Source organism: Kitasatospora sp. NPDC054795, assembly GCF_053611565.1.
Genome location: NZ_JBSHAP010000040.1, coordinates 15,455 through 28,960, shown reverse-complemented (window position 1 = coordinate 28,960; position 13,506 = coordinate 15,455). Strand labels below are relative to the sequence as shown.

Here is a 13,506-nt window from a genome sequence, read left to right as displayed (position 1 = left end):
GATGGACCGCAAGACGTACAACGCCGAGCTCACCGGTCTGCGCGAGCTGCGCACCGACATCACGGCCGCCGAGAAGCAGGTCGCGGCCGCGCAGAAGGAGCTGGACAGGCTCACCGCCCAGCGCTCGCGCCGCGTGGCCGGGCTCGCGGGGTACGAGGGCGCCCAGGCCGCAGCGGTCGCGAAGGCCTCCGGGCTGTCGGTCGGCGACGTCGTGCGGATCGCCCCGCTGCTGGACCCGACCCCGGCCGCCGTCCGCACCGCCAAGACCGACGACCAGCCCGCCACCGCGCCCGCCCCGGCCCCGGAGGCCGAGCCGGTCGACGAGCCCGCCGTCGCGGTCGCCCCGGCCCTGACCCGCCCGGCCCCCGTGCTTGAGCAGCCGGCCTCGGCCGCCCCGATGGCCGAGGCGCCGGCCGAGGTCGAGGACCAGGCCGTCGCCGAGCAGCCCGCCCCGGCCGTTGCTGCGCCGGTTGTCCCGGCGGTCTCGGTCGCTCCGGTCGCTGCCGCTGGTCCGCGTGAGCTGCCTACCCTCCCCGAGGGCCCGGCCGGGGCCCGGTTCGAGGCCGTCACCACGGGACTGGTCTCCAAGCGCCCGAACTTCGTCCAGCAGGCCCGCTCGACGGTGTTCCTGGACGCGGCGGCCGGGATGCTCGCGGTCCGCGACCAGGTCGTCCGGGTCGACCTCGGCGCCCGCACCCCCGGGGAGATCCTGGATGCCGTCCTGGCCACCGCGCCGGGCACGGAGCGGATCTACATCACCGCCGGCGCCCCCTGGCACGACGGCGCCGAGCGCTACTCCACGCTCAAGGACGCGGTCGCGGCCTGGCTGAACACCCCCAGCGAGCGGTGGAGCACCGCCGTCGGGTCGGGCCGGGACAAGCTGGCCGGGCACTTCGTTCACCAGCGTCAGCCGGTCGGCCGCTACGGACCCGCCGCCTCCCCGGACGGGCCGGTGACGGAGATCCGTTCCATGGGGGAGTGGTTCGACCCGGACGGCGCCGACGTCGTCACCTGCCGGGACGCGTTCCGGCTGCTGTGGCAGGCGCTGCGCCGGCACTGGGACGACGCCGTGCTCATGGGCTCGCCGTCGCAGACCGGCCGGGACCTGTGGTCGCGGACCATTCCGACGACGGGCAAGTGGGCGGGCGGCTACCCGGTGCTGTCGGAGGAGTTGCGGGGTCTGCTGCACGCGACCGGCGGCCAGGGCCGCACCGAGCTGATCCTGCCGCCACGCGTCCCGGAGCAGCTGCCCGCGCTGGTGGAGTACGACCGCACCTTCGCCTACGCCAAGCACCTGTGGAAGTCGCCGGTCGGTACCCCGCGCCGCATCACCGCCGCCGCGTTCGCCGCGATGTCGGAGGCGGAGCAGGTCAAGGCGCTGATGTCCTGCTCGCACTGGAACGTCCGCGTCACCGTCCCGGCTAACTGGCAGCACGTCGGGCTGCTGCCCGCCCCGGTGACCGGTGACCGGGCCTGGGTCTACCCGTCCGAGCCGGGGACGACGTTCACCACCTGGGCGGGCGGCGCGGAGGTGCACCTGGCGCTGTCGAACCACCTGATGCCGTGGAAGGTCGAGGTTCTCAGCGGCTTGCTCTTCGAGGACGGCAAGCCGCTGGACGAGTGGGGCAAGCGGTTGAAGGCCGCGTGGGCGGACCTGACCAACCTTTCCAAGCTGCACGGCGACGAGCGGCAGCGCACCGCCGCCTACCTCGCCTCCCGGGCGGTGCGGTCGGTGCTGCTGTTCGGCTTGGGCGGGTTCGCGCAGCGCCCGCGTCTGGTCTCCGGCACCACCCCGGTGGGTGAGGCGCTGCCCGGCGGGGTGGAGATCCTCGGCCAGGACGGCGAGGTGGTGACCTGGCAGAGGCAGGCCGGGTTCTCCCGCGACCCGTACGCCCACCCCGAGTGGGCGGCGTACGTGTGGTCGGGGGCGCGGGCGGCGCTGCTGGACATGAAGTACCGCCAGGGCAAGGAAGTCATCGGCCACGCCGGCGCCCTCCACGCCAAGCCCGGCACGGTCGTGTACTTCGGCACCGACGGCATCGCGCTGACCGAGCGCCAGCCCTGGCCCTACCGGGGCGAGGTGGGCGACTACCTCCTCAAGGGCCACCTCACCGGCCCCATCCAGCACCCGACCAGCCAGGAGCAGTACCTCAAGCTGCGCGGCCTGGGCCGCGCCGAACTCGCCGCGAAGGGAACTGACCAGTGAGCCCGGCCGACCCGAACAACCCGAACGAGGCCGCCCGCCTGACCCAGGAGTTGCTGGACCAGGGCTACACCAAGCGCCAGGTCGCCAAGATGCTCGGCCGCGACGCGAGCCTGGTGTCCCAGTTCTTCACCAAGGGCAAGGGCAAGGCGTTCGTCGGCGCGCTGCGCCAGGTGGTCCGGGCGGTGCGCGGCGGCGAGCGCGACACCGAGGCGTTGTCCGGCATCGCGGAGGCGAACACCACCCGTCGCCGTACCAAGACCGGGCAGAAGGCCCGGGTGCGGGGCAAGGACACCGTCGGTGAGGCGGGCGGGTCGATGGCCGGCCGGGCCGGGAAACAGGCCATCAAGTCCGGCGCGAGCCACCTCGCCCCGGTGGTGCACGAGACCGGCCAGGCCGGCGGCCGTCTCGCTTTCACGGTCCGGATGAAGGCCGACCAGTACGTCTACTCGGCCGGGTCGGAGAAGGACTCCGGCGGCATCCGGCGCGGCTTCATCCCCCGTGCGGACGGCACCGAGGAGCGCACCTACGGCTCCTCCTCCACCGGCGGGTTCGACGCCGCCGAGTGGTCCCAGCGGGTCGCGGACCACCACGGCGATGTGACCGAGGCGATGCGGGAGTGGCTGGTTGAGACCGGCCGCGCGGTCGAGGACGCCGACATCGCCTACCTCGAGGTCCGCGGTTGGATCCCCGAGGACCAGCAATAGGTCCGGTCGGCCTCTCCCCATCCATGACCTGGCCCCGGGGAGAGGCCGATTGCCCGACCCTCCCACAGCACCGCCCGCGCCGCCCCGCTGCCTCAGTATCCGAAGGAGAAGCACCGCCGTGGAGACCACCACCGCCACCGAGGCCGACGCGCCGGCCGCGTTCCGCGCCGCAGCCGCTCAGCCGCTTCCGGCGCAGCCGTCCGGAACCGCCACCGTGAACCCGTTGCCGTTGCACTGGTTCCAGAAGGACGCGGTGGCGGCCGCAGTACGCGAGGTGAAGGACGGTGGCCGCGCCACCGTCGTGGCCGCGACCGGCTCCGGCAAGACGCTCATCGCGGCCGGCTGCGCGCGGCGCCTGGCAGCGAAGGGCCGGGTGCTGGTGCTGGTGCCGACGATCGAGCTGCTGGAGCAGACCGCCGAGGCATGGTCGCTGCGGGGCGGGCGCCGCGGGCTGGCCGTGGCGGCGTGCTCGCGCGAGGAGGCGCTGGAGAGCGCGGAAGCTGGCGGCCGGATCCACGCCGAGGTGACCACGCAGGCGGCCCGGCTCACCGACCTGGTCAACGGCGCCCCCGACAACCAGCCGGTCACCGTGTACGCCACGTACGCCTCGCTGGAGCGCATCGTCCAGGCCCACCAGCTGCACCGCTTCCCGGCCTGGGACCTGGTGGTCATCGACGAGGCCCACCGCACCGCCGGCGCCGAAGGGAAGGCGTGGGCCGCGATCCACAATGACGCCCAGGTCCCGGCGAAGCGCCGGCTGTACTTCACCGCGACCCCGCGGATCGCCGACGACCGGCGCGCGAAGGACGGCCTGGCCGACCTCACCGACGCCGACGGCCAGGCGCTGCCCGCGCTCTGCTCCATGGACTCGGAGGAGATCTACGGCAAGACCTGCTTCACCTGGACCCTCGGACAGGGGATCGAGCACGGCTACCTTGCCGACTACCGCGTGCTCGTGCCGGTGGTGACGGACGAGGACCTGCGCGAGCTGCTCAACCTCCCGGCCGTCGCCGACCTGCGCTCCCAGCGCTCCAACGAGGAGCTGCTGCGCCTGGCCCTGCAGATCGCGGTGCTGCGCGCGGTCGCCGACCTCGGCCTGCGCCGCGTCATCACGTTCCACTCCCGGGTGTCGGCGGCGCGCGAGTTCGCCGGCAGCCTGCTGGAGGCCTCGGAGCTGCTGGAGGACGCGGAGCGCCCGGAGCGGATCTGGGCGAAGGCCGTGGCCGGCATCGACCGGCTCAAGGACCGCCGGGCTGCGTTCGCGGACTTCAAGGCCCACACCGGCGAGGACGGCGAGGAGTGCGGCATCCTCTGCAACAGCCGACTCCTGACGGAAGGCATCGACGTCGCCGCCGTGGACGCCATCTGCTTCGCGGACCCGAAGTCGAGCGTCATCGACATCGTCCAGGCTGTCGGCCGTGCGCTGCGCCAGTCCTACCGCGAGGGCAAGGTCTCCTGGGTCATCATCCCGGTCTACCTGCCGACGCCGGAGGTCGGCGACGACACCGCCACCGCGCACCCGGCCGAGGTCCACGATGCTGGCGAGGCCGTGAAGGCCGAGGCCGACGCCGAGATCGAGGCCAGCTCGTTCCGCACCATCTGGCGGGTCCTGCGCGCCCTCGCTGCGCACGACGCCCGGGTGGTCGGCCGGATCACCGAGCTGCGCGGTGCGCGGTCCCAGGGCACCGCGCACACTACTGCGGCCAAGCCGGCCGAGGGCGAGGCCACCGAGGCCGGTGAGGGCGAGCAGCAGCCGGTCCCGGTGGGGTCGCCGATCGAGTGGCTGCGGATCAACGCGAAGCAGCACGCGGCGAAGATCCTCCAGACCGTGAAGCTGCGGGCGTTCAACCCGCGCGCGGTCGAGTGGCAGCGGATGCACGCCGTCGCAGCCAGGTTCCACATCGAGCACGGACACCTCGACCCCACCGACAAGACGAAGCACGCCGAGCTGATCTCCTGGCTCACCCGCCAGCGCCACCTCAACGGCCAGCACCTGCTCGACGCCGCCCGGGTCAGCGAGCTGGACGCGCTCGGCATGATCTGGTCGAAGAACGCCAACGCCTGGGAACGCGGCTACGCCTACGCCGTCGCCTTCCACCGCCAGCACGGCCACCTGGCCATCCCTGCCACGGCGAAGCTGGACGACTACGCGGTGGGCGCGTGGATGCGCCGCCAGCGCAAGGCCGACAACCTCACCGGCGACCAGGTGGCCAAGCTGGACGCGTTGGACGAGCTGTGGCGCCTGGAGCCGGACTGGAACAGGTCGTACCGGCGCCTGCTCGCCTACCTCGCCGCCGGCGGAACCCTGGACGGCCCGGCGAACCGCACCGGCGGCGAGGCGGACCCGACTTTCCGCCCCGGCACGTGGCTGCGCAAGCAGGCGGGGGCCCGCACCGAGGGCAAGCTGACCGACCACCAGGCCGCGCTCCTGGACGCGCTCACCCGGCACGCCGAGACCGTCGCGGGCTGACCCGCCCTGACCAACGCCCGCCGTCCCGGCCCACCTTGGGCCGGGACGGCCCGCTCCCCGGAAGGAGACGAGTGACCACCACCCAGCAGCCGAAGGTGTCCTGGTACGCGCAGTACGTCTGCCACACCTGCGGCGACGGCGGCGACGCGCTGTTCGACGACGGCACCATCGTGGACGCCGACCACGACTGCGACCACGGCGAAGCCGAGATCGCGTGGGAAGGCCGGGCGGAGTGCACGTGCGGCTGGTCCCTGGAGACCGACTTCGCCGACGGCGACTACGTCGAGGCCGACCACGACTGCCACACCGACCAGTAGCACCACCGCCATCGGGGCGGCCCGCGTACCGGGCCGCCCCGCCCCGACTTCGCGAAGGAGGACCCGGATGCGCGGCGCTGGCTACAACCTGCTGACCCAGCTCCTGGTGGCCGCTGGCCACAGCCCCGAGGCCGCTGCGGTGGCCATCGCCCGGGCCGAGTTCGACGTCCTGGACTGGGCGCAGAGCAACGTCACCAGCACCGGCTGGCGGTGCCCGGACGGCCGGACGCCCGAGTACGACCAGGGCTGGCTGGATGGCACCGGCGCGGCGAGCGCCCGCCTGGCCGAGTACGCCGAGCGAGCCCGCATCCAGGCCAGCGGTAGCGGCCTCGCGGTGCCGCCGGGACCGACGCCGCCCGAACCCGAGCCCGCCACGGCGGCTCCGACCGAGCCGGCCGACGTGCTGGAGACGGCACTGAAGCTGTTCCACGGCCTGGCCGGCCCGCAGCCGCATGACGCCGAGCGGACCGACGCCGTCCTCGACGCGCTCACCCCCCTCATCACCGGCCCTGGCTACACCGACACCCTGGCCGCGTTCGTCCGGGCCCGGGATCGGGAACTGCGCGAGCTGCAACGCGACTTCGGGCACGGCACCACCGACGACCGCGACCCGGACGGCTGGCCCGGCCCCCGCTACGTCCTGGTCCGCCAGCCCGAGGGCCTGGTCCTCGCCGAAGTGCTCACCCGCCGGCCTCTGGCCCTCGCCCAGGCATGGAACGGCGTCCTGCCCGATGTCCTCCTCGACGACATGGCAGAGGCCTGGCCTTTCCGCAGCTGACCACCCACCATCCGCACCGCACCCAGGCCCCGACCCGCCGGAGGGCACCCGAGATGACCGACACCACCACCCCGACCACCACGAGGCCCGCCCCTGCGCCGACAGCGGCCCGGCCGGGTGCCCAGCGCTCCCCGGCCTCCACCGGCACGAGCGCACCCAGTTCCCCGCGGGTGCTGGTGCTGGATCCCGGAGCCCTGGCCGACCCGGTCGAGCGGGAGCAGGCGTTCGTGCAGCTGCTTCGCTACCAGGCCCAGGTCCTCACCAGCCACGTGCGTCTGGTGGAAGGGGACAGGGTCGAGCTGCTGGAGCCGGTGCGCGCGTCGTGGATCGACGAGGACCTGGCCGACGAGGAGTACTGGGAGGAAGACGCCCGCGTCCGCGTCAACGTCCCGGCCGGCACCCTCGGCGTCATCACCCGAGTCCGCCGCTACCCGACCCCGTTCCCGTACGTCGTCGCCTTCGACCGCGGCCCCGAGTGCGGCGTACGCAACCACCAGATCACCCGCTGCGCCGACCAGTCGCTCACCCCCGCCCCGCCGCCGGTCCCGGCCCCGGAACCGTGGTGGCGCTGACCGCCCGCCAGGCCGCCACCACCCGGTGGCGGCCGCCGTTGAACCGCACAGCCGAGAAAAGGGGAGGCACCAACATGCCGGAAGCCGTGAAGCCGCTCCCGTCCTACACCTGGTGGGGCGCCGTCCCTGCTTACCTGCGCACCACGACCCAGCTCGCCGCGCTGGATCTGCCGCGTCAGCCCGCCGGCCCGGTCCGCGCCACCATCGAGGCCCGCAACCCCGGCACCGGGCGGAAGGACGACTTCGACCTGTACGACGTGCGCGAGTCCGAGCCCACCGCGGCCACCGCCGCGCAGCTCGTCGCGGCCGCCGCCCGCCGCACCACCAACACCCGCACCTGCGAGGACTGCGGCGCCCGGCCCGAAACCCCCTGCACCCCCGCAGCCGACGGCCGGGCGCTGTGCATCACCTGCGCCCACATCACCCGCCTGCGCACTCGCCAGGCCGAGGCCGCCACCGCCGGTCGGGAAGCCGCCGCCACGGCCGCCCGTCTCCTGGCTGACGAGCACCTGGTGGTCTTGGCCGTCACCTACACCCCGGGCGAGCCCACCGCGGCCGGAACGCCGCGCCCGCCGGCCGCCGCCCGCCTCACCGCCCTCGACCGCACCGGCGCCACCCTCTACGACCGCACCCTGCGCCTGACCGGCCCCCGCACCCCCGGCGCCCCCGTCGGCGCCCTCGACCCAGGCCCGGCCACCGCCGACCTCGCCACCCTGCTCGCCGACCGCACTGTGGTGATCTGGACCCCGGGTGATCTCGACGCCCTGTACGACGCCCTGCGCCGTCTCAAGCTCCCCACCGACCTGCTGCCCGTCGGCCGCGTGAACACCGCACGCCACGCGGCCATCGCCTGGCGTGCCGACCTCGACCCCGCCACCGGTGAACACCGCACCCCGACCCCGCCCGGCACCGCCGACCGCCTCCACCTCCTCCTGCGCCGCATGGCCGCCACCGCCCAGGACGAGCCGGCCTGCGGCTGACCGACCACCAGGCCGCCGCCGGGCCGACACCACCCGGCGGCGGCCGCCGTTGAACCACACAGCCCGCCGTCCCGGCCACCAGGAGACCCGCGTTGACCGACCCCGCCCGCCCCGACCTCGCCGCCCCCGTGCGGCTGGAGCTCTTCCCCCAGCGCAGCAGGCCCCTGCCCGACCGCCAGACCGGCCTGGGCCGGGCGGTCCTCGTCTCCCCGCCGGTGGACGGCGGGATCTGGCTGCGCTGGACCGACCGTGACGACATCCGCACCCTGCACCACGGTGCCGGCCTCGCCCGCGGCTGGGTGGAGAAGGGCGCCGGCGGCCTGGACGGCTGGGCGGCCCTGATCGACGGCCGACTCGTCGTCACCATCGACCAGCTCGGCCGGCCGGAGCCCGTCCTGCACACCGAGCCACGGCAGGCCCAGGAGACGCTGCTGGCCGCTCTCACCCAGCACCCCGCCGAAGCCGGCCAGGACGACCAAGACGATGACGGGGACGGGGAACGCGGAAGGACCGGTGGCCGGGAGTACGACCTGCTCGACGCGGTCCCCACCCGTATCCGGCGCCGGGCAGCCGGGATGACCGTGCCCGAGATCGACCGGGCCCTGGCCGCCGCCCAGGACGACCTGCGGATCGCCGACCGGTACGCCGACGCCGGTGACGAGACCGCCGCGTTCCGGGCCACGGTGGCCGTCCAGGAGTGGCAGCGCGTACGCGGCGAGGCCGCCACCACCCTGCCCAAGGTCTACGACCCGGACCACGACCTCTCGCTCCTGCGGGCCCTGTACGCCGAGCAGCACCGCCAGGACATCGCCGACCGCGCGGCCGAGGCCGGCTACCACGCCCGCCGCAGCGCCGACCTCGCCCGCCGGGACCTGGCCGGCCCCGCCGCCCAGCCCCTCTACACCGCCCTGGAACGCGCCGGTCTCCACTTCCTCACCGACGACGACCACCAGGCCGTCCACGACCTCACCCGCCACCTCGACCCCGCCGCACTGCACCAGGTCATGACCTGGCTGGAGCGCACCCGCACCGGAGCCCTCGCCCTGCGCGGCACCGAACAGGCCCCGCCCGCCCGGCCCGTCGCACGGCGCAGCCGGTTCTGACGGACCGCAAAGGTGTTGACCTGGCAGTTCGGCGGGCGTTGGATAAGCGCTTCGGGCCGGGCCCCACATCCGGCCCGCAGCGCAGGAAGGAACCGATGCCCTGTGACTGACCCCCACGCCGAGCAGCCGAACACCCGCCGCCGCCTCGACTGCGAGGACTGCCAGGCCGGGCCGGACAGCGACAACATCCTCATCACCTCGATCGGCCGCGACATGACCGTAACCGAGATCTGGCACACCGACCAGTGCCCCGCCTACACGGTCGAGCGGATCCTGATGGAGGCCAGCGCCGAGAAGGTCCGGAAACAGGACGCCTGGGCCAAGGTCGCCTTCCCCGCCGCCCACCAGCGACTCCGGGCCGCCGCAGCCACCGTTGCGGCCGACGACCCCGCGGCGCCGTTCATCGCGGCGCTCACCGAACTGGTCCAGGCCCAGGCCGACGACACCGGCCGCTTCGTCACCGTGCCCATGTGGACCGAGATCCTGGAGCGGCACTTCCCGCCCAAGGACCCGACCTAGAACGCAAGGGCGGCCCGCCCGGTCGGGTGAAGACGTCCCCGGCCGGGCGACACACCTGCTCCGTTCGTCCTACAACCTGTCACAGGACGTCCCTAACGTCCCCGGTATGACGAAGCACCTGCGCACCACCGCGCCGACCACGCCCACCTCCACGCCGCTCCCCGCCGCTGGTCAGGCCCGCAGCAGAGCCACCGTGGGGCGGTGGACGGCATGAGCCTGACCTCCGGCCTCAGCTGTCCCCGCACACCGCTGCGCCGCTTCCTGGACCGGGAGATGTCGGCGGGCCCCAAGCCGCTACGGGAGAACTTCCGCGCCCGGTACGCCGCCGAGCCCGTCCTGCTGCCGCCCGAGGGCGTGGGAACCGAAGCCGGTACTGTCGGGACCGCGATCGACCAGCGCCTGCGCCTGGCCCTCACCGCCGCCGCCCCCGTCGACCCGGCCACCCGCCTGGGCATCGACATCAGCCGGGGCATGGCCCGGGCCCTGGCCGGCGAGCGCATGGGCGCCGTCGGCGAGCAGCTCCTCCATCGCCTGGAGGAGACCGTCCACGCCCTGGACCTGGACAACCGGGACCTTCCGATGGACCGCTCCTGGGAAGAGGAACACGACCTCGCGCGCCTGCTGCTCGCTGCGGCCTGGTACCAGGTCGCCGCCCGCAACCCTTTCGGCTTCACCTACACCCCGCTGTTCCTGGCCGCCGTCGAAGCCCCCGAGGACTTCACCCTGCAGCGCCTCCTCGCCCTGCCCCACCGCGACCTGGCCGACGACGTCACCGCCCAGCTCCACCTCGCCGCCACCGGCCGCCTCCAGGCGCTGCGCGCCGGCACCGATCCCGCCGGCTGCAAGGGCGGCGTGATGTTCGCCAGCATCGACATCACCGCCGACGCCGACCTCCTGGTCGACGGCACGCTGATCGAGATCAAGAGCACCCGCCACCCCCGCCGTTTTGAGAAGGCCACCGCCTGGCAGATCCTCGGCTACCTGCTCCTCGACGCCACCGACCACCACCGCATCGACACCGTCGGCCTCTACCTCACCCGCACCGCCACCCTCGCCACCTGGCCCGTCGAGGACTACCTCGCCCTCCTCGGCGCCCGCCGCCGCGACCTGCCCCAGCTGCGTGCCGCCTTCGCCGAACTGCTCATGAACTGCACCGCCGACCAGGAACCCTTCGAACCCGACGAGGAGCGCCGCGTCCAGCGCCTGCTGGAACGCCTGGCCACGCCCGTCCCGCCGGGTCACTGCCCGGTCTGCGCCCAGGCGGTGCCGCCGCCGGCGTCCGCCGGCCGTGCCCGCCGCTACTGCACCAGCTGGTGCGGCCGTAGGGCCCCGGGGCTGAGGCAACGGGGATGGCTTCCCGACCGGCTGCCGGACCTGGCCGTCGCCGCGTGACGTGCCCGTGTCCCACGCTGCCGCGGAAGGCTCGTGCGCAGCGTGGGACGCACAGCGGCGCGTCCCACCTCCCGAACCGCCCGTCCCTGCGCACCAAGAACGTTTCGGCTACGCGGGCCCGTCCGCGACGACCAGGTCGTCGACGTGCTGGAGCTGGCTGCGGGCGATGACCCGGTCCTCGCCGGCGAGCGTGGACCAGTACTCGTCGGCCCACACGGCGTGGGAGGCCTGCCGCTCGACCTCCTCCAACCTCGCCGACTCGGCCAGCTGCTCCTCGCTCAGGCCCTGCCGGGCGGCCTCCAGGTCACTGCTCCAGGGCCCGAGTGCGGCCAGATAGGCGTGGCGCTCGGCCCGCACGGCCACCAGCGTCCGCTGCGCCTGCACCAGGTGGTCGGGGTACTCGAAAGTCTTCTGCTGCTTTCCCACCGCGCAATCGTACGGGTGGTCTAACAGCCGCTCGGCTACGCCTCGCTGCCGCCTTCGAGGCCTTGCGGGGTGCGGTCGGCAGGCTGTGTCGTTGAGGCGGCGGTCGCTATGGCTTGTGGGTCGCCTTCTGCTCCTGCTCGCGTCGGCGTTCGGCTTCTGCGGCTGGGCGCTTTCCACCGCGCGGCGCACCCGCGGTCCGCGAAGGTGTCGTTCTCCATTCCGTCGCTGGTCGGCTTGCTGGAGCACTGGCGGACGGACCGGTCGCCGCGTTCATTTTCGGGGTTTCAGACAGGCCAGCGGCAGCAGCGGGGCCATTGCAATCGTGTACATGTCCGCCGATTTCGGACTAGAATGGCATGCTCATGAACATTTCGGGGTCGTTGTGATGCCAGCCTGCGTAAACGGTGGGCGGCGTCCTTGACGGGCTGCCAGTCGGAGTCCCGGGGTCGTGCTCGGTGCTGTCGACGAAGCCGATCAGGTCGCGGTGGCCGAAGTATCCGAAGTCCTGGATGGAGCCGACGGCGGCTGCTTCCGGTGAGCCGCGCCGAGGCCTGGGGCCTTCTCTCCTTCAGGAGGTGGCGGGCAGTCGCCGTTCCCGGACCACGAGCGCCCGGATGCCGTTCCTGTTCAGCGGCCGGGCCGGGCGGCAGTGGAACGGGTGGCCGTGGTCGCTGGTCTCGTCGACGGCGGTGACGACGGGCCCGTGAGGCGGTCCTCCGTCCGACTGACGGTCTCGGGGTGCTTCGCGGACAGCGCGGTAGCGGGCTGCCGGGGACGGCTCGGATGCGGGCCGTTGCGGCCCGGCGGCCGTCCTGGACGACATGAACCCCGGGCGCGGCGAGAGGGCGGCCGGTGTCCTCGACGGGCCGCCGGCCGGAGGCCAGGGGTGACCTGACCGCAGTGCGACTGCACCTCGCCGGCGCGCTCGTTCGCCAGCCCCTCGGCCGCGCCGGCCTGCGCCGTCCCGCCGACGAAGGTCATCCGGCAGTCCCGTGCAACCGCCCGCGCACTCGGACCCCAAGCTGTTCGAAACCGGCTCGGACGAGCCGTCACGACTTGAAGCCGTCGCGCACCCGGCGGGATGCGACACCGTCAGGATTCGACGCGAGGCGCCCGATTTCAGGGGGTGCGGACTTCTAAACATCGGAATGTGACGCTCCGCAACTCTTTACTTTCGAGCCGTGAACGATCCCGGTGTTCGAGCGGCATGATGCTGCCTGTCGACACGCTCCGGCCACCTATCGCCGACGGAGCGTCACAACACCCCCCTTCCCGCGCCTCAGTGAGGACCCCTGTACCCATGCACACCCCCATCCCCGCTCCCGCCCGATCCGCCAGCCGGCGCAGCCACCCCACCGCCGGCCCCACAGTCGGGACCGGCCGTCGCCCGCGGCCGCGCGCCGGCGTCCCGGACCCGGCCTGGGAGGCGTGATGAGCGAGCCGCCCTTCACCGACGCCACCGCCCCCGGCGCCCCACGCATCGACCTGCCCATAGCCTTCCAGGGCTTCCAGGAACTCCACGCCCAGCCCTACTTCGACTACGCCCTCACCGTCCTCGGCGACCCCGACCTCGCCCAACGCGTCGTCGACGACGTCTTCCTCGCCCTCGTCGACCGCTGGGACCGTGTCCTGACCCAGCCCAACCCCCACGCCTACGCCTGGGCAGCGCTGCGCCACACCGTCGAGGCACAGCGGGTCCGGGACGAAGAACACCGCCTCCTCGTGGAGCGGGTCGTCTTCTCCATCGTGGTGCACCGGGAAGCCGAGCCGCTGATCGCCGGCATCGACGCCGACGTCACCGACCTGGAGGTCGGCATCTCGGTGGCGGCCGCGGTCCTGGAACTGTCGGGCGCCAAGTTCGACGTCATCATCCTGCGCTACCTCAACAAGTTCAGCGTCGAACGCACCGCCCGGGCGATGGGCATCGACGAGAACACCGTCCGTTCGCTCACCTCGCAGGCCAAGGCCAAGATCGAAGCACGCCTCGCACCGCGCCGCCTGCTGCGCCCCGGCCCCGCCAAGCACGACCAGGAGTGATC

The 13,506-nt window shown here is 73.5% G+C and carries 12 protein-coding genes; 11 read left to right on the top strand and 1 reads right to left on the bottom strand.

Annotated features, from left to right (window positions below; genetic code table 11):
- Window position 1: 1 nt before the first annotated feature.
- From ACWGJO_RS16610 to ACWGJO_RS16565, 10 genes are all read left to right on the top strand, one after another.
- The gene (locus ACWGJO_RS16610; RefSeq protein WP_452184412.1) at window positions 2–2,206 is read left to right on the top strand and encodes a hypothetical protein; all 2,205 of its coding nucleotides are present in this window, start codon (window positions 2–4) and stop codon (window positions 2,204–2,206) included.
- Complete coding sequence (locus ACWGJO_RS16605) at window positions 2,203–2,910, top strand: helix-turn-helix domain containing protein (protein WP_452184410.1); 708 nt, start codon at window positions 2,203–2,205, stop codon at window positions 2,908–2,910. The genes ACWGJO_RS16610 and ACWGJO_RS16605 overlap by 4 nt, the downstream gene beginning before the upstream one ends.
- Before the next feature lie 118 nt (window positions 2,911–3,028).
- A complete protein-coding gene (locus ACWGJO_RS16600; RefSeq protein WP_452184408.1) occupies window positions 3,029–5,380 on the top strand; it encodes a Helicase associated domain protein in 2,352 nt (783 codons plus the stop codon).
- Window positions 5,381–5,451: 71 nt separating this feature from the next.
- Window positions 5,452–5,697 (top strand): hypothetical protein, encoded by a 246-nt coding sequence (locus ACWGJO_RS16595; protein ID WP_452184406.1) that lies wholly within the window; start codon window positions 5,452–5,454, stop codon window positions 5,695–5,697.
- 67 nt (window positions 5,698–5,764) lie between these two features.
- A complete protein-coding gene (locus ACWGJO_RS16590; protein ID WP_452184404.1) occupies window positions 5,765–6,475 on the top strand; it encodes a hypothetical protein in 711 nt (236 codons plus the stop codon).
- Window positions 6,476–6,528: 53 nt separating this feature from the next.
- Window positions 6,529–7,047 (top strand): hypothetical protein, encoded by a 519-nt coding sequence (locus tag ACWGJO_RS16585; protein ID WP_452184402.1) that lies wholly within the window; start codon window positions 6,529–6,531, stop codon window positions 7,045–7,047.
- A gap of 74 nt (window positions 7,048–7,121) precedes the next feature.
- On the top strand, window positions 7,122–8,027 hold the full coding sequence (locus ACWGJO_RS16580; RefSeq protein ID WP_452184401.1) for a hypothetical protein: 906 nt from the start codon (window positions 7,122–7,124) through the stop codon (window positions 8,025–8,027).
- A gap of 92 nt (window positions 8,028–8,119) precedes the next feature.
- A complete protein-coding gene (locus ACWGJO_RS16575) occupies window positions 8,120–9,130 on the top strand; it encodes a hypothetical protein (protein ID WP_452184399.1) in 1,011 nt (336 codons plus the stop codon).
- A 102-nt stretch (window positions 9,131–9,232) separates the two neighbouring features.
- A complete protein-coding gene (locus tag ACWGJO_RS16570; RefSeq protein ID WP_452184397.1) occupies window positions 9,233–9,649 on the top strand; it encodes a hypothetical protein in 417 nt (138 codons plus the stop codon).
- A 210-nt stretch (window positions 9,650–9,859) separates the two neighbouring features.
- Window positions 9,860–11,041, top strand: a complete 1,182-nt coding sequence (locus tag ACWGJO_RS16565; RefSeq protein ID WP_452184395.1) for a hypothetical protein — start codon at window positions 9,860–9,862, stop codon at window positions 11,039–11,041.
- A 108-nt stretch (window positions 11,042–11,149) separates the two neighbouring features.
- Here the strand turns inward: ACWGJO_RS16565 and ACWGJO_RS16560 are convergent, their stop codons facing one another.
- On the bottom strand, window positions 11,150–11,467 hold the full coding sequence (locus tag ACWGJO_RS16560) for a hypothetical protein (RefSeq protein ID WP_452184393.1): 318 nt from the start codon (window positions 11,465–11,467) through the stop codon (window positions 11,150–11,152).
- A gap of 1,431 nt (window positions 11,468–12,898) precedes the next feature.
- Between ACWGJO_RS16560 and ACWGJO_RS16555 the strand changes: the two genes are divergently transcribed.
- The gene (locus ACWGJO_RS16555; RefSeq protein ID WP_452184391.1) at window positions 12,899–13,504 is read left to right on the top strand and encodes an RNA polymerase sigma factor; all 606 of its coding nucleotides are present in this window, start codon (window positions 12,899–12,901) and stop codon (window positions 13,502–13,504) included.
- Window positions 13,505–13,506 lie beyond the last annotated feature (2 nt).

What these genes read in the sequence shown, in the direction of transcription:
- ACWGJO_RS16610 (WP_452184412.1), top strand. Translation starts at nt 2, where the DNA reads ATGGACCGCAAGACGTACAACGCCGAGCTCACCGGTCTGCGCGAGCTG.
- ACWGJO_RS16580 (WP_452184401.1), top strand. Translation starts at nt 7,122, where the DNA reads ATGCCGGAAGCCGTGAAGCCGCTCCCGTCCTACACCTGGTGGGGCGCC.
- ACWGJO_RS16555 (WP_452184391.1), top strand. Translation starts at nt 12,899, where the DNA reads ATGAGCGAGCCGCCCTTCACCGACGCCACCGCCCCCGGCGCCCCACGC.
- ACWGJO_RS16585 (WP_452184402.1), top strand. Translation starts at nt 6,529, where the DNA reads ATGACCGACACCACCACCCCGACCACCACGAGGCCCGCCCCTGCGCCG.
- ACWGJO_RS16590 (WP_452184404.1), top strand. Translation starts at nt 5,765, where the DNA reads ATGCGCGGCGCTGGCTACAACCTGCTGACCCAGCTCCTGGTGGCCGCT.
- ACWGJO_RS16565 (WP_452184395.1), top strand. Translation starts at nt 9,860, where the DNA reads ATGAGCCTGACCTCCGGCCTCAGCTGTCCCCGCACACCGCTGCGCCGC.